Source organism: Micromonospora rosaria (assembly GCF_001567585.1).
GTDB lineage: Bacteria > Actinomycetota > Actinomycetes > Mycobacteriales > Micromonosporaceae > Micromonospora > Micromonospora rosaria.
Window position 1 is genome coordinate 1 of the sequence record NZ_LRQV01000084.1, and the last position, 18,061, is coordinate 18,061.

The window sequence follows — 18,061 nt, forward strand, 5'->3', positions numbered from 1 at the left end:
CTCGCCCGGCGTGACGGTACCGAGATCGCCCTGTTCCTGCTCGGCGCGGTGGCCGTGGCGACGCTCGGCCCGCTGCTGGGGATGTTCTCCTGGCGGGTGGTCCTGCTCGAACTCGGCCCGCCGCTGGCGCTGACCCGGGTGGCCCGGGTCTTCTTCGTCGGCTACCTCGCCAAGTACGTGCCGGGCAAGGTGCCGGGCATCGTCGCGGCGGTGAAGGTGGCCACCGCCAACGGCATCACCCTGCCCCGGGTGCTGGTGGCGGGGACGCTCAGCTCGCTCCTGGTCCACCTGACCGGGCTGGCCGTCGGCCTGCTCACCGGCGTCCAGGTGCTCGGCGGCCGGGCGGCCTGGCTGGTGCTGGCCGCCCTGCCGGTGCTCGCCCTGGTCGGCTGGCCGCACCTGCTCGGCCGGCTGGTGGAGCTGGTGGTGCGGCTGCTGCGCCGGCCCGTGCCCGCCCGGTCGCTCTCCGGCCGCGCGGTCCGGGTGGCGGTCGGCTGGCAGACGCTGTCCTGGCTGGTCAGCGGTCTGCACCTGTGGTTGTTGGCGGTGGCGATGGGGGCGCCCGTGGGCGCGTCGCTGCCGCTGTGCGTGGGGGCGTTCGCGCTGGCGGGCGTGCTCGGTGTGCTGGCCGTCGTGGTGCCCGACGGTCTGGGGGTTCGGGAGACGGTGCTGTCGGGGGCGTTGGCGCTGGTGCTGCCGGTGCCCTCGGCGGTGGCGGTGGCCGTGGCGAGCCGACTGGTCACCACCGTGGGTGAGGTGGTGCTCGGCGGGGCGGCGCTGGCAGCGGTGGAGGTCGTCCACCGGAGGTCGTCCGCAGCGGATGCGGCGCAGACGAGGGAGATGAACGGGCATGCCCAGGTTGATCGGTCTTGACGAGTGCGAGCAGCTGTCGGTGCGCGAGGTCCACGACCTCTACCGCCGGTACGTCAGCAAGTCCCAGGTGTCGCTGATGACCACCTTCGGGTTCGGCCGGGAACTGGTGGAGCGGGCCGAGGGGGCCTGGGTCCACATGCGCGACGGCAGCAAGGTGCTGGACCTCTCCGGCGGGGTCGGGGTGCTCAACCACGGCCACAACCACCCCCGGATCCTCGCCGCCCGCGCCCGCTTCGCGGCCGAGCGCCGGATGGAGGTGCACAAGGCGTTCTTCTCGCCGTACCTGGCGGCGCTGAGCCACAACATCGCCGAGCTGCTCCCGGGTGACCTGAACATCTCGTACTTCCCGAACTCCGGGGCGGAGGCGAACGAGGGCGCCATCAAGATGGCGTACAAGTACCACGGCGGCAAGCGGCAGACGATCCTGCGCGCCGACATCAGCTTCCACGGCAAGACCCTCGGCGCGGGCAGCCTCACCGGCTCGGCGGAGAACCACTTCCGCTTCCCCGGGCTGCCGAACGCCGTCATCTACCCGTACGGGGACGTGGCGGCGGTGCGCGCGGCGGTGGACGCCAGCCGGGGCCCGGACGGCACGTCCGACGTGTACGCGCTGATGGTCGAGCCGTACAGCGCCTCCAGCATGCGCTCCTGGTCGGAGGAGGCGCTGCGGGAGCTGCGGCGGCTCTGCTCCGACGAGGACATCGTGCTGATCTTCGACGAGGTGTACACCGGCTGGGGCAAGACCGGCAGCCTCTTCTACTTCACCCGGTACGAGGGGCTGCTGCCGGACATCCTGGTGTACTCCAAGTCCCTCGGCGGGGGCAAGGCGTCGATCTCCGGGTACACCGCGCGGGAGAAGCTGTTCCGCAAGGCGTACGACCGGCTCTCCGACGTCATCCTGCACAGCACCACGTACTACGGCTTCGGCGAGGAGACCGCCACCGCGATCGAGGCGGTCAACGTCGTGGTGGAGGAGGACTTCCCGGGCCGGGCCCGGCAGGTCGAGTCGATCCTCGGCCCCGGTCTGGACCGGCTCCGCAAGGCGCACCCGGACGCCGTCGACCGGGTCGCCGGGGTGGGCTCGCTGCACGGCGTCTTCCTCGCCAGCGGCCCGAAGCTGCTGGACCTGGCCGGCAAGCTGGTGCCGGGCTTCACCAAGGACCCCCGGTTCGGCACCAAGCTGATCACCCTGTCGGTGATCTCGCACCTCTACCGCGAACACAAGATCATGACGTACTACAGCCCGAACGTGGAGAACCCGCTGATGGTGGCCCCCACGCTCATGATCGAACCGGCCGACCTGGAGTACTTCCTCCAGGCGCTGGACGCCACCCTGGCGCTGGGGCTGCGCCGGCTGCTCACCGGATTCGTCCGGGAGAAGGTGGGTGCGGCATGGTAGCCGAGGGCCGGACCGTGGTCACCGGCGCGAGCGGCATGCTCGGCGGCTTCGTGCTACGCCGGCTGCGCGACGAGGGGCTGCCGGTGCACGGCGTCGACCTGCGTCCCGTCGCCGAACCCGGGGTCACCGCCAGCGTCGCCGACGTTCGCGACCGGGCCGCGATGACCGCGGCGTTCGCCGGGGCCGGCGCGGTGGTGCACTGCGCCGCCGCGCTGCCCAGCTACGCCCCGCAGGAGATCCACTCGGTGATCGTGGACGGCACCCGGACCGTGCTGACCGCCGCCCGGGACGCCGGCGTGCCCCGGGTGGTGCACGTCTCCACCACCGCCGTCTACGGCCTGCCCACCCTGGTCCCCACCCCGGAGGAGCACCCCCGGGAGCCGGTGGACACCTACGGGCGGGCCAAGGCCGCCGCCGAGGAGGTCGCCGAGGAGTTCCGCGACGGCGGGCTCTGCGTCCCGATGCTGCGCCCCAAGACCTTCCTCGGCCCGGGGCGGATGGGCCTGTTCGCCATGCTCTTCGAGTGGGCCGAGGAGGGCCGCAACTTCCCCATCCTCGGCCGGGGCGACGTGCGGATCCAGATGTGCGCGGTGGAGGACCTCACCGAGTGCGTCCGGGTCGTGCTCACCGCCGACGCGACGCTCGCCAACGACACGTACAACGTGGCCGCCGCCGACTTCGGCACGCTGCGCGAGGACTTCCAGGCCGTCCTCGACGCCGCCGGCCACCGCCGGCGGGTGGTCTCGATCCCCGCCCGGCCCGCCCTGCTCGCCCTCCAGGCGCTGCGCCGGGCCCGGCTCTCCCCGGTGTACGACCGGCTGCTGCACAAGCTCCTCGCCGACTCGTACGTCAGCACCGACAAGGTCCACAAGCAGCTCGGCTTCACCCCGGCGTACTCCAACCAGGACGCCCTGCTGCGGACCTTCCGCTGGTGGCGGGAGCAGCGCGGACGGGGCGAGAACCGGCCGGCGACCGGCCGCACCAGCCGTGAACCCTGGTCCCAGGGGGCGCTGCGCGTGGCGAAGGCGTTCTTCTGATGCCCCCGGTCCAGGCCGAGCTGGCGGTGCCGGCCGGCGGCCCGCCCACCACCGACGCCGTCCCGATCCGGCCGGCCGGCACCCTGGCCGGCGCGCTGCTGCGGCTGGCCCGACCCGGCCAGTGGCCCAAGAACGTCCTGGTCGTCTCGGTGCCCCTGCTCGACCCGCAGTCCTGGCAGCGCGGCGCGCTGACCAACCTGGTCTGGGCGGTCACCGCGTTCATCCTCACCTCCGTGCTCGTCTACGTGGTCAACGACCTGATCGACCGGCGGCGCGACGCCGCCAACCCGGCCCGGCGGCACCGGCCCCTCGCCTCCGGCCGGATCTCGCCCCGGGTCGCCGTGCTCTTCGCGGCCGTGGTCGCGGTGTCGCTGGGCGGGGTGCTCACCCACTTCACCCCGGCCACCGCCTGGCCGGTCGCCGCGTACCTGGTGCTCAACCTCGGGTACTGCCTAGGGCTCAAGCACGTACCCCTGCTCGACGTCTTCCTCATCGCCAGCGGGTTCGCGCTGCGGCTCATCCAGGGGTACCTGGCCACCGACACCACCGTCTCCGGCTGGCTGCTCACCGCCGTGTTCACCCTCTGCCTGCTGCTCACCCTCGGCAAACGGCGCCAGGAACTGCGCACCAGCGGCGGCGTGCACCGGCCGGCGCTGCGCGGGTACACCGTGCCGCTCACCGACCAGCTCATGCAGCTCTCCGCCGCGCTCACCGCCGGCAGCTACCTGCTCTACCTGCGCGACGAGGCGCCGCTGGCCGGGTACGCGTCCGTGGCGGCGGTGCTGCTCACCCCGCTGGCCATCTTCGGCCTCTTCCGGTACCTGCAGCTCGTCCTGGTCCACGACGCGGGCGAGAACCCGGTCCGGATCGTGGTCCGTGATCCGGTCATGGTCGCCAACGCGGCCCTCTGGGCCACCCTCTCCGGGGTGCTGCTGATCGCCGCCCGGGGCGCGGGATGACCGCCGTCGCCGACCCGGCCCCCGCACCACCGGTCCGCCGGCGGCGGTGGGGCGCCCGGCTCCTGCTCGCCGCCGCCGGGGCGTGGCTGATCTTCGTGCTGGCGCACCGGCTCCTCTCCGGCCGGGCGTGGTGGTGGAACCTGCCGGACCTGCTGCCCCCGCTGGCCCTGCTCGCCGTACCCGTGTTGCTGCTCGTCGCGGTGGCCCCGCTCCGGCGGGCGCGGCTGGTCGGCGCGGCGCTGGCGGTGGCGGCGCTGGTGGCGGGCTGGCCCGGCAACGGCGTCAACGCCGCCGCCCTCTGGCACCGGCCGCCCCCGGCCCCGCCGGACGCGGTCACCGTCTTCTCCTGGAACACCTGGTACTGGGACGAACTGCTGGCGATCGGGCCGAACGGGGAGCGCACCCGCGACCCGGACCGGTTCTACCGATACCTGCACGCCCAGGACGCCGACGTCTACCTGCTCCAGGAGTACCTGTACCTCACGCCGGAGCTGGACCCGCTGCCGGTGGACGGACTGGATCGGCTGCGCCGGGAGTTCCCCGGCTTCCACGTCGCCGCCTCCGGCGAACTGGTCACCGTCTCCCGGTACCCGATCGTCCGGGAGCACCCCGTGGACCTGCGCCCGCACCTGGCGCGGCCGTGGCCGGACCTGCCGCCGGCCGACTCCCGGCTGCCCGCGTACCACACGGTCAAGACGCTGCGCACCGACCTGCTCGTCGGCGGGCGGGTGCTCTCGGTCTACAACTCCCACCTGCACGTGCCGATGGTCGGGCTGCCGGCCCGCCGCCCGGACACCGCCGACGACACCCTGGCCCGCCACGACCAGCGGCGGGCCGACTACCGGGCCCTCGCCGCCGACGTCGAGGCCAACCCGCACCCGGTGCTGCTCGCCGGGGACCTCAACACCTCACCGGCGATGCGCCTGCTGCGGACCCTGCCGGAGCGGCTGGTCGACGCCAGCCCCGTCCTGGACTCGGTCTACCCGGTCTCGTGGGCCCGCTACGGCCTGCCGCTGTGGCGCCTCGACTGGCTGTTCACCACCACCGACGTGACCGTCCACCGGTACCGGATGGTGCCGCCGGACGGCCTGTCCGACCACACCGGACAGCTCGCCGTCGTGTCCCTGTAACCGACCGTCATCCCGCCGCCGTCGAGAGAGGACGCCCCACCCGATGAAGCCCGCAGAGCCCCGGTACGACCTGACCGTCGCCCTGACCTACTACACCCCGTACATGAGCGGGGTGACCCACACCGCCCAGACCGTCGCCGAGGGGCTGGCCGCCCGGGGCTGGCGGGTGGCCGTGGTGACCAGCCAGCACGACCGCTCCACCCCGCGGCGGGAGACGATCAACGGGGTGGACGTGTACCGCGCCCCGGTGCTCGGCCAGATCACCCGCGCGCAGATCAGCCCGGCGTACCCGCTGCTGGTCGCCCAGCTCGCCCGCCGTTCCGACGTGCTGTACCTCAACCTGCCGATGGCCGAGGGCGCCGTGGTCGCCCAGCTCGTCCGGTCGACGCCGATCGTGAGCATGCTGCACATCGACCTGTACCTGCCGCCCGGCCTGCTCAACCGGGTCGCCGTGGCCGCCTCCGACGTCACCTCGTGGGCGGCGCTGCGGCGCTCCGCCGCCGTGGTCGCCTACAGCGACGACCAGGCCCACGCGTCGAAGTTCTGGCCGCTGATGCGCCGCAAGGAGCACCGGTTCATCCCGGCGCCCTGCCTGGACCGTCGGGGCGGACAGCCCCGGTACCGTCGCACGGGCGGCCTGCACGTCGGTTTCCTCGGCCGGATCGTCGAGGACAAGGGCATCCCGTACCTGGTCCGGGCCTTCCGGAAGATCGCCGACCCGGACGCCCGGCTGCTGATCGGCGGCAACTACAAGACCGTGATGGGCGGGGACGACCTCGCCGCCATCCGGGCCGAGATCGGCGCGGACGACCGCATCCAGGTCCTCGGGGAGCTGCGCGGCCGGGAGATCGACGACTTCTACGCCTCGATCGACGTCTTCGCCCTGCCGTCGGTGGCCGAGTCGTTCGGCATCGTCCAGGCCGAGGCGATGATGTGCGGTGTCCCGTCGGTCACCACCGACCTGCCCGGCGGCCGGTACCCGGTGCTCGCCACCCAGTTCGGCCGGGTGGTGCCGCTGCGCAGCCCGCAGGCGCTGCACACCGCCATCACCGAGCTGGCCGCCGCCCCCGCCGACTGGCGTGACGCCAAGGCCCGCGAGGCCCGCAAGCTCTTCCACGCCGACCGCGGCGTCGACGCCCACGAGGACCTCTTCAACCTCGTCCGCGGCCACCGGGCTCCCCGCTGACCCCACGAACAGGGGCGGGCGCCCCGTGGTGACGGGGCGCCCGCGCGGTGGACGGTCGAGGCCGTCGCCGATCAGCTCGTCGGGAAGTTGTCCGGGGTACGGATCCGGTTGCGCATGAAGGTGCCCGACTCGGTGAGCACCGACGTCCCGGTGAACTGGGTGCCGTTGCAGGTGCCGGGGCGCAGGGCCGCGCTGGTCTCGGCCTTGTCGGAGAAGGTCCAGTTGGCGTAGCTGATCTTCAGCCGGTCCAGCAGGTCCAGCCACTGGGTGCTGCTGGCCAGGTCGGCGGCCCCGTCGCCGGTGTACGCCACGGTGCCGAACTCGGTGACGAACATCGGCAGCCGGGCGGCGGCCCGCTCCAGCTCGGCCCGGTAGTTGTCCTTGTGGGACGCGGCGTAGAAGTGGAACGCGTACATGACGTTGCTGGCGTTCACCGGGTTGTTGATGACCTCGGTGGCGTTGCCGCCCTCGGAGACGCCCAGCGAGGACCAGGCGCGGGTGCCGACGACGACGACCGCGTCCGGGTCGTTGGCCCGGATGATCGGGATGACCTGCTCCGCGTAGTTCTTGATCGTCGACCAGCTCACCCCGTTGGGCTCGTTGGTGATCTCGTAGATCACGTTGTCCTTGGCGGCGTGCCGGGCGGAGACGGCCGCGAAGAAGGTCTTCGCCCGCTCCAGGTTGTACATCGGGTCACCGGGGGTCAGCGTGTGGAAGTCGACCAGGGCGTACATGCCCCGGGCGGTGGTCTTCTCGACCAGTTCGTTGACCCGGGCGGTGAAGCCGGCGGGGTCGGTCTCGTACCCCTCCTCCTGCACGTACATGGAGATCCGGAAGAGGTCCGAGTTCCAGTCGGTGGCGATGGCGTCGAGCGCCTGGTCCTTGTAGCACTGCGGGAACCAGTGGAAGCCGTGGCTGCTCATGCCCCGCAGCTGGATCGGCTTGCCGTACTGGTTGCAGAGGTTGGCCCCGCACACCCGGAGCTTGCCGTTGATCGCCACCGGGGTCTGCCCGCCCGGCGGTGGCGTGGTCACCGGCGGGGTGGTGGGCGGCGTGGTCGGCGGCGTCGTGGGTGGGGTGGTCGGCGGGGCGGTGGTGGGGGTGGTGCTGCCGGTGCAGACGGTGCCGTTCAGCGTGAACGAGGTCGGGTTCGGGTTGCTGGTGGTCCAGCTCCCGTTGAAGCCGATGGTCGTGGACGCCCCGGTGGCCAGGGAGCCGTTGTAGCTCAGGCTCCGCGCGGTGACGGCCGAGCCGGACTGGTCGTACGTCGCCGACCAGCCCTGGACCACCCGCTGCCCGGAGTGGGGGAAGGTGAAGCCCAGGGTCCAGTTGCTGATCGGATCGCCGAGGTTCTTGACGGTGACGGAGGCGGTGAAGCCCCCGGACCAGCTGTTGGTGGTGTACGTGACGGCGCAGCCGGTGGCGGCCATCGCGTTCGCGGCGGGCAGCAGGGCCGACGCGCCCAGGGTCAGGGCGCAGACGGCGCCGGCCGCGAGCAGGCTCCGTCGCGACGGGCGGGGGTTTTGTCTCATCGGGACCGTCTCATTCCGGTGGTGGTGTGCGGGTAGGCCGGTACGGGAGCGCTCCCACGGCAGCTTAGAGGCGTGGTAACCGACGTGCAACATGTAGATGTGTCGACGTGTCCATGATCTGCTGGCGCTTCCTGTCCGCGCCGGTAGCGGGTGTCTGGTAACTTACGGTGCTCCTGTGGGGGTCCTTCGGCACCGCATCCTGGTCGACGTGTCCGTGCGGGTCGGCAACACCGTCTCCGGTACCGGCGGCGAGCCGCGCCGGGTCACCCGGATCGTCAGCCACCCGCAGTACGTCGGCGGGCACAACGACGTCGCGCTGCTCGTACTCAGCGCGCCGGTGACCACCGTCGCCCCGGTCCGGCTCGCCACCCCCGCCGAGGCCCACCTCTGGGACGGCGTCCAGGGCGGCCCGTTCAGCCCGTACGACGACGGCATCGCCACCGGGTGGGGCCGGGACGGCTCCGGCCGGCTGCCCAGCCGGTTGCAGTTCGTCGGCGTCTCCATCACCCCGCCGGCCCCCGACAACCTGGGGATCAAGCGGATCATGGTGGACCGGGGGCCGTGCCAGGGCGACAGCGGCAGCCCGCTGCTGGTCCGCTCCGGCGGCCTCCTGGTGCAGGCCGGGGTGCTCAAGGGCGCGAGCTGCACCGGTGCCGCCTCCTACAGCGAGGTCGGGGCGGGCACGAACCGGACCTGGCTGCTCGGCCAGCTCACCGCGCTGCCGTACGCGCACTTCGGCACCACCGACTGGGACCGGGACGGCCACCAGGACATCGTGGCCCGCGAGGACGCCACCGGCACCCTGTGGCTGTACCTGGGGGACAGCCGGCGCGGCTACCCCCAGGCGGTACCGGTCCGGATCGGCACCGGCTGGGCCGGGCACACCCCGCTCGGCGTGGCCGACTGGGACCGCGACGGCAACCCCGACGTCCTCGCCCGGCAGGACAGCACCGGTGAGCCGTGGCTGCATCCCGGTACCGGCACCCGGGGCGTCCCGGGCACGACGCGCGTCCTGCTCGGCTGGGGCTGGAACTCCTTCACCTCGTTCGGCGTGACCGACTGGGACCGCGACGGTCACCGGGACATCGTGGCCCGGGACAACGACACCGGGACCCTGTGGCTGTACCCGGGGGACAGCCGGCGCGGGGTGCCGACCGTCGGCCGGGTGCAGATCGGCAACGGCTGGGCCGGGTTCAGCCCGTTCGGCGCGGTCGACTGAAACCGCGACGGTCACCAGGACATCCTCGCCCGGCACGACGCCACCGGCGACATGTGGCTGTACCCGGGCCAGAGCGTCCGCGGGTACCCCACCGTCGCGCGGGCGCTGCTCGGCGGGGGCTGGTAGCCCCCGCCACCGGGCGTCCTGCCCCCGCTCGGCCGGACCGGCCGCCCCGGACGGGTCAGCCGGCTCACCCGCCGGCTGGCCCGTCGGGCGTCGGGATCGCGGCGTCGGCGCCGTTGGCGGGTCGGCGTCGGCGTCGGTGCCGGGGTCAGGGCAGCCGGGCGACCGCGCCGTAGATGGACGTCTCCGCCAGCGGGGGGAGCTGCGCCTCCGGCACCTCCGGACGCCACCGGCTGACCGGCACGATGCCCGGCTCGACCAGGTCCAGCCCGGCGAAGAAGCGGGCCACGTCGGCGTACGAGCGCGGGTACCCGTCGGCGCGGAACCGCCCGGCGGCCACCTCGGCGAGCATCCGCTCGGCCACCTCCGGCGGGATGAAGTCCATGGTGACGTGGGTCATCGCCAGGTAACTGCCGGACGGCAGGGCGTCCAGCAGCCGGGTGACCAGGTCGTACGGGCGCTCGTCGTCGTCGAGGAAGTGCGCCACCGCGACCAGCATCAGCGCCACCGGCTGGGACAGGTCCAGCGTCCGGCGCAGGTCCGGGTCGGCGAGGATCTCGTCGGGGCGGCGCAGGTCGGCGTCGAGGTAGGCGGTGGCGCCGCTCGGCGAGCTGGCCAGCAGCGCCCGGGCGTGCACCAGCACCATCGGGTCGTTGTCCACGTACACCACGCGCGACTCGGGGGCCGCCGCCTGGGCCACCTCGTGGGTGTTGTTCGCGCTGGGGATCCCGGTGCCGATGTCGAGGAACTGGCGGATGCCCGCCTCCCCGGCCAGGAAGCGCACCGCGCGCTGGAGGAAGCCCCGGTTCTCCCGGGCCACGGTACGGATGGCGGGGTAGAGCGCGGCGATCTGCTCGCCGGACTCCCGGTCGGCGGCGAAGTTGTCCTTGCCGCCCAGCCAGTAGTTGTACCGGCGGGCCGGATGGGCGACCGTCGTGTCGATCCGGTCGGACAACCGGCCGGCGACGTTCTCCGCAGGGGACGACGCGGTCACCACTGACCTCCGCACACTCGACGACGACGCGGCCCGGGACGGGCCAGCCTGGTCATCCTAGTGTCCGCACCGGCCGTCGCGTCGGCCCCGGCCAGCCACAACGGACGGTCGCGCTGCGCGTCGGCGTGTTAACAGGGGCCCCTTCCTCTACCGAATGCGTTAACAGGGGGCCCTTCCTTACACCCGGCCGGTGAGGCGGCCGAGTTTGATGGCGAGGTGCAGGCAGAGGCGCTCGTTGCCGTCCTTGAGGTCGGTCTCGGCGAGCTGCTCCACCCGTTGCAGCCGGTAGTACAGCGTGGTCCGGTGCAGCCGGAGCTTCTCGGCGGTGGCGTGCGCGTTGCCGGCCAGGTCGAGGTACGCCTCCAGGGTCTCCAGCAGCACCTGGTAGCTGTCGTCGCCGAGCAGCCGCTCCAGGCCCGGGTGCACCCCGGCGATGTCGAGGTGCTGGCTGTCGAGTTGGGAGAGCACCCGGTAGATGCCGAGGTTGGCCCAGGCAACCACCGGGCCGAGGGCGGGCAGTTGCACCCCGATCCGGGTCGCCTGGACGGCCTCCTGGTACGACCGGACGGCGCGGGACAGGTGCGGGTGCGGCTGCCCGATCCCGGTCACCGTACGGTCCACCGAGGCCAGTCCCCGGGTGGCGCTGGACAGCGCCTCGTGCAGGTACCGGGCGGCGGTCTCCGGTGTGGGCCGTCCGGCGACCCGGGTGCCGCAGATCAGCAGCACCCCGTGGTCGTGCCAGACCAGGTGCAGCGACTCGCGGACCCCCAGCCACCGGCGGGTGGTGACCAGCGCCTGTTCCAGCGCGATCCGGGCGACCTCGTCGGGCTGCTGTCCGGCGGCCGGCACGAGCTGCGCGACCAGCGCGGTGGCCGGCCCGGGGCCGACGACCCGGCCCTCCTCCAGCAGCGCCCGCGCCGCGTGCTCGCGCGCCTCGCGGCTCTCCACCAGCAGCGTTCGGGTCGCCTCGGTCTCCCGCTGCGAGGCCAGCTCGCCGAGCAGGTTCTCCCGGTACAGGGCCAGGGCCAGGTCGGCGAAGGCGCCGGTGGCGGCGGCGATGTCCGCGTCCGACATCGACCCGTCGGCGTCGATGAACCAGACGAACCCGAGCAGCAGCTCCTCGTGCCAGATCGGGACGCAGACCCGGGGCAGCAGGTCCAGCTCCGCGTCCGCCGGGGTGCGGATCGGGTCACGGGCGGTGAGCACGCCCATCGCGCGGAACCAGGCGATCACCTCCGGCGTGGTCTGCCGGCGCAGGATGGACATCCGCCGGACCTCGTCCATCGGGCCGTCGTGGTCGCTGTAGACGACCACCCGCTGCCGCCGGTCCTCGATGAGAGCGGGTCGACCCACCCGGGCGGCGACGGCGTCGACGATACGTTGCAACTCACCTTGCATGGATCGATCTCCCCTGATTGTGCTGCTGACAGGGGTCGGCAGGCACAGCCCTACCCTCCGGTGCCGGCCCGCCTCGGCGCAAGGTCCACTGGCGAAGTGCCGACAAAAGGACGGATCGCACGGCGGCTGTTCCGGCATTTGTTCGATGACCCCGGCGGTCGGCCTTCCTATCGTTCCGGTACGAGGGTGCGGAGGAACCCGCCCGCGGTGACGACATGTCCGTGCTGCCGGCGATCCCGGCTCCCGTGACCCGTCCCCCTGCTCGCCGGCCACGGTCGTCCCGACGGCGCGGTGCAGGGTGGACGGCGCGTCCCCAGGTCGTGCCCTTCCGGGCGCAGCTGAGGAAGGAAGGCCGCAGTGGCAGCTCAGATGCCCTGGCGGGGCGTGCTGGTGGCGGTCACCACACCGTTCCGCGACGACCTCACGGTCGACCTCGACCGGCTCCAGGAGCAGGTCCGGTGGCTCGCCGAGCAGGGCTGTCACGGAGTGTCACCGGGCGGGACGCTGGGGGAGTACCAGACCCTGTCCGACCAGGAGTGGCTCGACGTGGTCGCCGCGACGGTGCAGGCCGCGCCGCCGGGCTGCGCGGTGGTGCCGGGCGTCGGCGGGTACGGCAGCCGGCAGGCCCGGCGGTGGACGGAAGGGGCCGCCGGGGCGGGCGCGGACGCGGTGCTCGCCCTGCCGCCCGACGGGTCGGTCGCCCGGGGGGCCGACGTGGTGGCCCACTATCGGGAGGTCGCGGCGGTCGGGATGCCGGTGGTGGTGCACAACGACCCGGCCGCCGCCCGGCTGGACCTGACCCCGGAGCTGCTGGCCACGGTCGCCGAGGTGGACGGGATCGTCGCGGTCCGGGAGGTCTCCGGGGACGTGCGCCGGGTGCACCGGATCCGGGACCTCTGCCCGCACCTCGACGTGCTGGCCGGCGCCGACGACGTCTCGCTCGAACTCGTTTTGTGCGGAGCCACCGGCTGGATCGCCGGCCTGGCCAACGCCCTGCCCCGGCAGAGTGTGCGGCTGTTCCAGCTCGGCGTCGAGCGGGACCTGGCGGCGGCGTTGCCGCTCTACACCGACCTGCACCCGGTCTTCGGCTGGTCGGCGCGGCCGGAAGCGGTGCCGGCGGTCAAGCTGGCGATGGAGTACGCCGGGCGGTACGGCGGGCGGTGCCGGCCGCCGCGCGGGCCGCTGTCCGGGCCGGTCGCCGCGCGGGTCCGCCAGGACGTGCTGCGGGCCCTGACCGCGACGGTGCCGGCGGTCGGGGAGACCGTGCCGGAGGCGGCGTTTCCCGGGGGTTTCCCGGCCTGATCTCCTGCGTTTCGGTTCGTCACCGGTCCTTCAGGTGTCGGAAGCCGCCCGTCCACGTGCCGACATCTGCACGGTGACCCGCACCCGTCGACACTCCTAGATTCGCTGCGCGGCCCGAACATCAGGTGTTCACCCCGCGCCGGGGAACATCTGACGCCGCGTTTCCCCGACGAGAGGTGATTCCGTGCACCTTGGCACCCCCAACCGATCCCGACTGCGGCGTGCAGCGCTCGCCGCGGTCCTGGCGGGCACGCTCGTGGTGACCGCCGGGGCGCAAGCCTCCGCCGCACCGGGCAACCCGGCCGGCGGCAACGGGCCCTTCCAGGTCTTCGACCCGCAGAACTGGCAGAACCCGGACACCATGACCTGGGCCGACTACCGTGACGTGCCCGGCAAGAACTGGGCCGACCCCACCGTGAAGGGGTCGGAGCGCAACTTCCGGATCGCTCTGGTCACGTTGGACTACCCGGACCAGCCGTTCGCGGTGACCCAGCGGGCCCGGTCGACGGTCTTCGGCAACCCGCAGGCGGTCGCGGCGAACATCCCCCGCGCCAACGTGCCGAAGTTCTACGAGGACTTCCTCAACACGCCGAACACCCTCAACCGGGGGCACACCCTGCACGAGTACTGGATGCAGGACTCCAACGGCAAGTACGGCGTCGACCTGACCGGGTTCGGGCCGTACCAGATGCCGGCCAAGTCCTACCAGTACGGCATCGACAACAGCTTCAACCCGGGGGCCTGCCCGAGCGGGGAGACCTGCAACCGCAACATCCGTACCGACGGGCTGGGCGCCTGGCGGGCGGCGGTGGGCGAGGAGGTCGCCAGCCAGTACGAGCTGGTCTTCATCCTCAGCGCCGGCCAGGACGAGTCGTCGACCTGGCAGGAGTTCGGCGAGATGATGTTCCAGAACAAGGAGGACATCCCGGACGCCTGGGGCCCGCCGGACCCGAACATGCCGAACTGGGCGCGCACCCGGTACGTGGAGTGGACCTCCTGGAAGGCCGCGTCGACCCTGTGGCCGAACGCCGGCGGCGGCTCCTCCACCCAGGGCGAGAGCTCCGGCATGGGCGTGTACGCCCACGAGCTGAGCCACCTGCTCAGCATCGGCGACAACTACAACAACCCGTACAGCAACCCGCCGCGCCGGGCGTACACCGGCATCTGGAGCATGATGTCGCGCGGGTCGTTCAACGGCCCGGGGGGACCGCACACCCGTTGGCAGATCCCGCCGACCAACGGCGGCTCGCTGGGCTCGCTGCACACCCTGCGCGACAAGATCAAGATCGGTCTGGTGGACGAGCAGAACGTCCTGCGGCTCTCCCGTGAGGCGCTGGCCTCCTCCGGTATGGTCGTCGCCCAGGTGACCGCCCGCGCGGTCGACCCGGGACCGAACGGCCTGACCGGCGTCAACATCGCGATGAACCGGGACCGCTCGCCGGCGTGCAGCGCCAGCACCGACCCGTTCTGCGACGGCGGCAACTTCAACAACTACACCGTCGAGGTCGTCGACCGGATGGGCGCGGACTCGTTCCAGCCCGACGCCGGGGTGCTGCTGAGCAAGACCAAGAACGCCGACAGCGCGCCGTTCCAGTGGGTGGTCGACGCCAACCCGCAGGACATCGACATGATCGACTTCTACAAGCCGGACGGCACCCCGCAGAAGATCACCATCGGTGACTACCGGCAGCTCTCCGACGCCCTGTTCCACGCCGGTGCGAGCACCGGCAGCCAGTACGAGTACGTCGACGAGGCCAACCGGCTGCACTTCTACATCATCGACCTCAAGCGCGACAACACCGGTGTGCTCTCGTACACCGTCGCGGTGCGGTCGCTGGACGGCACCGGCGGGCCGAGCACCCACGGCGTGAAGCTGGGCCAGGGCGCGGTGACCAGCACCGGCAAGGTGACCAACCGGGGCGTGACCTGCTCCTTCGACCTCACCAACACCGGCACCTGGTCGGCCGGCGGCGAGCGGCACCCGGAGAACGTCAACGCCTACCTCAAGTCCGACGTCTACCGGCTCTCCGCCGAGGTCGCCGGCAAGGGGTACCGGGTCTGGCTGCCCAACGAGCTGGCCACCGCCAAGTTCGGCGGGTCCACCACGGTCAAGGTGTCGGTGGGGGCCACCGCCGACGCCGCGGCCACCGGCTTCGTCAAGCTCACCGCGACCTCGGAGAGCGACCCGACGAAGACGATGACCAAGCAGTGCCGGGTCGAGAAGAGCTGACCGGCCACTGAGACCGACCCCGTTCCCGCGGGGCCCCACGACGGCGTGCGACGATCCGTCGCCGGGGCCCCGCGGGCGCGGGCGGGAGGAGGACGACGTGCGGCGACGCACCACCACCCGGGCCGGCGCGCTGCTGGCGCTGCTGCTGGCCGGCACGGCCGGCGTGGCCGGCTGCACCGGCGACGACGCCGCGCCGGAGGACGTCTCCGCGACGACCGTGCGGGTCCTGGTCCGCGACATCAACCTCCGCCCGGTGGGCGCCGACTGCGCCGGCACCGGGGGATACCAGTACTTCCACCACAAGGCACCGTTCCGGGTCCTCGACGGCGAGGACCGGGCGCTGGTCACCGGCACCCTGCCGGCCGGTACGGCGGTGGCCGTCTTCGACGAGGACCTGGGGGTCGAGCGGGTGCCCACCTACTGCGAGTTCGCGGTACCGGTCAGCGTGCCGCAGCGCGCCGCCTACCGGCTGGAGGTCGCCGGCAAGCCCGCGCACGACCTCACCTCGGACAGCAGCGAGGGACCCGCCCTGGTGGCGGTGGTCCCGTGACCCGGCGTCGCCTGCTGCCACTGCTGCTGGCACTGCTGCTGGCCGGTACGGCCGGGGTGGCCGGCTGCACCGGTGACCCCGCCGAGCCGGCCCCGCCGCCACCCGCCGGCGGCGCCGCCGCGCTGCCCGGTCCGGTCCCCACCGACCTGGCGCTGCGCCCGGCCCCGGAGGGCGCCCCGGCCGCGCCGGCCTTCACCGGCACGCTCACCGACGGCACCCCGCTCACCGCCGCGCAGCTGTGGGCCGACCGTCCGGTGGTGCTCACCTTCTTCAGCTCCTGGTGCACCATCTGCGCCGACCGGCAGGACGCCCTGAGCGAGCTGGCCGCCACGTACCGCGACCGGGTGGTCTTCGTCGGGGTCGCCGCCGTCGACCAGCCCGACGACCTCCAGGAGTACCTGCGCGCCCACCGGGTGGCGTACCCGGTGGTGGTCGACGAGGAGCAGGCGATCTGGCGCTCGTACGCGGTCCGGGAGCCACCGGCCGTCGTCATCGTGGCCAAGGGCGGCGCGCTGCTGCGCGGCTGGCCGGGCGGGATCGAGGTCGCCGACCTCGACCAGCGACTCCGGGAGCTGGTGCTGGCCGAGACGCCGTAGGGTCGTCCGGTGCCGGCGGCGCGGTCGTCGACGGCTGTCGGTAACCCGGCCGACACCGGTCGTTGCCCGAGCCGTCGGCACCGCGTCGACCTGGCCCGATGGGGTGGCCCGCGGGGGAGGGAAGTCGGCCGAACGGGCCGGTGCCGGCTGGCTGTCCGGACCCTGTCCCGGACACCGATCATGATCTAGCGTCCGGGGCGCGGAACGCCTGCTCACGGGCTGCGGGGCCGCGCTCCTGGGGGGAAAACTGTGCAATCTCGCGATCACGCCACCGAGCTGACCGGCCGGGGCCGTCCCGACCCGGAGCCCGCCCGACCACCCGGATGGCGTCCGCTGCGGGTGGCGATGATCGGCCAGAAGGGGCTGCCGGCCACCTTCGGCGGGATCGAACGGCACGTGGAGGAGATGGCCAGCCGGCTCGCCACCTTCGGCCACGAGGTGACCGTCTACTGCCGGGACAGCTACGGCGGCGTCACCACCCCCGAGTACCGGGGCATCCGGCTGCGCCGGGCGCGGACCGTGGCCAGCAAGCACCTCGACGCCATCGTGCACTCCACCACCTCGACCGTGGCGGCCATGACCGAGCGGCCCGACGTCGTGCACTACCACGGCCTCGGCCCGTTCCTGCTGGCCCCGCTGCCCCGGTACGCCGGCCGGTCGGCGGTGGTGCTCACCGTGCACGGCCTGGACAACCAGCGCAACAAGTGGGGCCGGGCGGCGCGGGCGGTGCTCGGCACCGCGTACCGGCTCAGCGGGCCGGTGCCGCACGGCCTGGTCACCGTCTCCCGGGGGCTGGCCGCGCACTACGAGTCCCGGTTCCGGCGGCCCGCCCACTACATCCCCAACGGGGTCGCCACCCCCAAGCACCTGCCGCCCCGGGAACTCGACCGGTTCGGGCTCACCCCCGGCGGGTACCTGCTCCTGGTCGGCCGGCTGGTCCCGGAGAAGTCCGCCGACCTGCTGGTCCGCGCGTTCCGGCGGCTCCCGACCGACCTGCGGCTGGCCGTCGTCGGCGGCTCGGCGTTCACCGACGAGTTCGTCGCCCGGCTGCGCCAGGAGGCCGCCGCCGACCCCCGCATCGTGTTCACCGGGTTCGCCTACGGCGACCTGCTCGCCGAGCTGTACTCGCACGCGGCGGCCTTCGTGCAGCCGTCCCGGCTGGAGGGGCTGCCGCTGACCCTGCTGGAGGCGGCCTCGTACGGGCTGCCGGTGGTGGCCAGCGACATCGAACCGCACGTCGAGGTGCTGGAGCGGGACGCGCCGGGCCGGCGACTGTTCCGCGAGGGCGACGGCGACGACCTGCTGCGGGCGCTGGCCACGGCGACCAGCGACCTCGAGGCCGAACGGGTCGGCGCCGGGGAGCTGCGCGACCGGGTCCTGGTCGAGTACAGCTGGGACAGCGCCGCCCGAGACCTGGAACGCCTCTACCTCGACCTGGCCACCCGGCCGCCCCGCGGCGCCCCGGACCACCCGTCGGTCACACCCGGCGCAACGGCCCATGTGCCCCGGCAGCGGCACCCGTTAGATTAGGCC

General features: G+C 73.0%; 15 protein-coding genes. 12 read left to right on the top strand and 3 right to left on the bottom strand.

Annotated features, from left to right (window positions below; genetic code table 11):
* From AWW66_RS20660 to AWW66_RS20685, 6 genes are all read left to right on the top strand, one after another.
* Window positions 1-873 (top strand): lysylphosphatidylglycerol synthase domain-containing protein (locus AWW66_RS20660; protein ID WP_067369013.1); only part of this gene is annotated, 873 nt, incomplete at its 5' end.
* Complete coding sequence (locus AWW66_RS20665) at window positions 851-2,272, top strand: aspartate aminotransferase family protein (protein WP_067369015.1); 1,422 nt, start codon at window positions 851-853, stop codon at window positions 2,270-2,272. The genes AWW66_RS20660 and AWW66_RS20665, both read left to right, overlap by 23 nt.
* Window positions 2,266-3,309: an NAD-dependent epimerase/dehydratase family protein gene (locus AWW66_RS20670; protein ID WP_067369018.1), complete on the top strand. Its 1,044-nt coding sequence runs from the start codon at window positions 2,266-2,268 to the stop codon at window positions 3,307-3,309. Before AWW66_RS20665 ends, AWW66_RS20670 begins: the two co-directional genes overlap by 7 nt.
* Window positions 3,309-4,268, top strand: coding sequence for a UbiA prenyltransferase family protein (locus AWW66_RS20675; RefSeq protein ID WP_083978664.1), 960 nt, complete (start codon window positions 3,309-3,311; stop codon window positions 4,266-4,268). Before AWW66_RS20670 ends, AWW66_RS20675 begins: the two co-directional genes overlap by 1 nt.
* Complete coding sequence (locus tag AWW66_RS20680; protein WP_067369021.1) at window positions 4,265-5,398, top strand: endonuclease/exonuclease/phosphatase family protein; 1,134 nt, start codon at window positions 4,265-4,267, stop codon at window positions 5,396-5,398. The genes AWW66_RS20675 and AWW66_RS20680 overlap by 4 nt, the downstream gene beginning before the upstream one ends.
* A gap of 43 nt (window positions 5,399-5,441) precedes the next feature.
* On the top strand, window positions 5,442-6,584 hold the full coding sequence (locus tag AWW66_RS20685) for a glycosyltransferase family 4 protein (RefSeq protein ID WP_067369023.1): 1,143 nt from the start codon (window positions 5,442-5,444) through the stop codon (window positions 6,582-6,584).
* 71 nt (window positions 6,585-6,655) lie between these two features.
* Here AWW66_RS20685 and AWW66_RS20690 read toward each other — a convergent pair whose 3' ends face one another.
* Window positions 6,656-8,116: a cellulase family glycosylhydrolase gene (locus AWW66_RS20690; protein WP_083978666.1), complete on the bottom strand. Its 1,461-nt coding sequence runs from the start codon at window positions 8,114-8,116 to the stop codon at window positions 6,656-6,658.
* A gap of 175 nt (window positions 8,117-8,291) precedes the next feature.
* Here AWW66_RS20690 and AWW66_RS20695 point away from each other — a divergent pair, with 175 nt between their 5' ends.
* A complete protein-coding gene (locus AWW66_RS20695) occupies window positions 8,292-9,335 on the top strand; it encodes an FG-GAP-like repeat-containing protein (RefSeq protein WP_067369025.1) in 1,044 nt (347 codons plus the stop codon).
* A 271-nt stretch (window positions 9,336-9,606) separates the two neighbouring features.
* Here AWW66_RS20695 and AWW66_RS20700 read toward each other — a convergent pair whose 3' ends face one another.
* Both AWW66_RS20700 and AWW66_RS20705 read right to left on the bottom strand, forming a co-directional pair.
* A complete protein-coding gene (locus tag AWW66_RS20700) occupies window positions 9,607-10,452 on the bottom strand; it encodes an SAM-dependent methyltransferase (protein ID WP_245648396.1) in 846 nt (281 codons plus the stop codon).
* A 177-nt stretch (window positions 10,453-10,629) separates the two neighbouring features.
* A complete protein-coding gene (locus AWW66_RS20705) occupies window positions 10,630-11,850 on the bottom strand; it encodes a PucR family transcriptional regulator (protein ID WP_067369027.1) in 1,221 nt (406 codons plus the stop codon).
* 357 nt (window positions 11,851-12,207) lie between these two features.
* Between AWW66_RS20705 and AWW66_RS20710 the strand changes: the two genes are divergently transcribed.
* The 5 genes from AWW66_RS20710 to AWW66_RS20730 all read left to right on the top strand — a co-directional run bounded on the left by AWW66_RS20710 (window position 12,208) and on the right by AWW66_RS20730 (window position 18,058).
* Window positions 12,208-13,152 carry a dihydrodipicolinate synthase family protein gene (locus AWW66_RS20710; RefSeq protein WP_211272038.1) on the top strand — a complete coding sequence of 315 codons (945 nt, stop codon included), beginning with the start codon at window positions 12,208-12,210 and terminating at the stop codon, window positions 13,150-13,152.
* Between the two features lie 184 nt (window positions 13,153-13,336).
* Entirely contained in the window at window positions 13,337-15,382 is a 2,046-nt protein-coding gene (locus tag AWW66_RS20715) for a M6 family metalloprotease domain-containing protein (RefSeq protein WP_083978670.1), read from the top strand.
* A gap of 97 nt (window positions 15,383-15,479) precedes the next feature.
* A complete protein-coding gene (locus AWW66_RS34495) occupies window positions 15,480-15,932 on the top strand; it encodes a hypothetical protein (RefSeq protein WP_067369033.1) in 453 nt (150 codons plus the stop codon).
* On the top strand, window positions 15,929-16,528 hold the full coding sequence (locus tag AWW66_RS34500; protein ID WP_067369035.1) for a TlpA family protein disulfide reductase: 600 nt from the start codon (window positions 15,929-15,931) through the stop codon (window positions 16,526-16,528). The genes AWW66_RS34495 and AWW66_RS34500 overlap by 4 nt, the downstream gene beginning before the upstream one ends.
* Window positions 16,529-16,777: 249 nt before the next feature.
* Window positions 16,778-18,058, top strand: a complete 1,281-nt coding sequence (locus AWW66_RS20730) for a glycosyltransferase family 4 protein (protein ID WP_157527641.1) — start codon at window positions 16,778-16,780, stop codon at window positions 18,056-18,058.
* Window positions 18,059-18,061: the final 3 nt, after the last annotated feature.